The organism is Streptomyces sp. B1866 (genome assembly GCF_031932565.1).
Classification (GTDB): domain Bacteria; phylum Actinomycetota; class Actinomycetes; order Streptomycetales; family Streptomycetaceae; genus Streptomyces.
Genome location: NZ_JAVSCF010000542.1, coordinates 1 through 1,014, shown reverse-complemented (window position 1 = coordinate 1,014; position 1,014 = coordinate 1). Strand labels below are relative to the sequence as shown.

The 1,014-nt window shown below is 69.5% G+C and carries 1 protein-coding gene; it reads left to right on the top strand.

Annotated features, from left to right (window positions below):
• On the top strand, nt 1-1,014 hold a 1,014-nt coding region (gene ectB, locus RKE29_RS30075; RefSeq protein ID WP_312008870.1), incomplete at both ends, for a diaminobutyrate--2-oxoglutarate transaminase.

Here is a 1,014-nt window from a genome sequence, read left to right as displayed (position 1 = left end):
GAGCGTCTTCGAGAGCCTGGAGTCGGAGGTGCGCAGCTACTGCCGCGGCTGGCCCGCCGTCTTCGACCACGCGCAGGGCAGCCGGCTGTACACCGAGGACGGCCGCGCCTACCTGGACTTCTTCGCCGGCGCCGGCGCCCTGAACTACGGCCACAACAACCCGGCCCTCAAACGCGCCCTGCTCGACTACCTCGCACGCGACGGCGTCACCCACAGCCTCGACATGGCCACCACCGCCAAACGGGCCTTCCTGGAAACCTTCCAGACCACCGTGCTACGCCCCCGCGACCTGCCCTACAAGGTCATGTTCCCCGGCCCCACCGGCACCAACGCCGTCGAAGCCGCCCTCAAACTCGCCCGCAAGGCCAAGGGCCGCGAGGCGGTGGTGTCCTTCACCAACGCCTTCCACGGCATGTCGCTCGGCTCCCTCGCCGTCACCGGCAACGCCTTCAAGCGGGCGGGCGCCGGCATCCCGCTGGTGCACAGCACCCCGATGCCGTTCGACCACTACCTCGACGGCCAGGTCCCGGACTTCCTGTGGTTCGAGCGCCTGCTGGCCGACCGCGGCTCCGGTCTCGACCAGCCCGCCGCCGTCATCGTGGAGACCGTGCAGGGCGAGGGCGGCATCAACGTCGCCCGCCCCGAGTGGCTGCGCGCCCTGGCCGACCTGTGCCACCGCCACGACATGCTGCTGATCGTCGACGACATCCAGATGGGCTGCGGCCGCACCGGCCCCTTCTTCTCCTTCGAGGAAGCCGGCATCGTCCCCGACATCGTCACCCTCTCCAAATCCATCAGCGGCTACGGCCTGCCCATGGCCCTCACCCTCTTCCGCCCCGAACTCGACCTCTGGGAACCCGGCGAACACAACGGCACCTTCCGCGGCCACAACCCCGCCTTCATCACCGCCACCGCCGCCCTCGACACCTACTGGACCGACGACCAGCAGGAAAAACACACCCTCACCCGCGGCGAACAGGTCGAGGAAACCCTGCGCGCCCTCACCGCACAGCC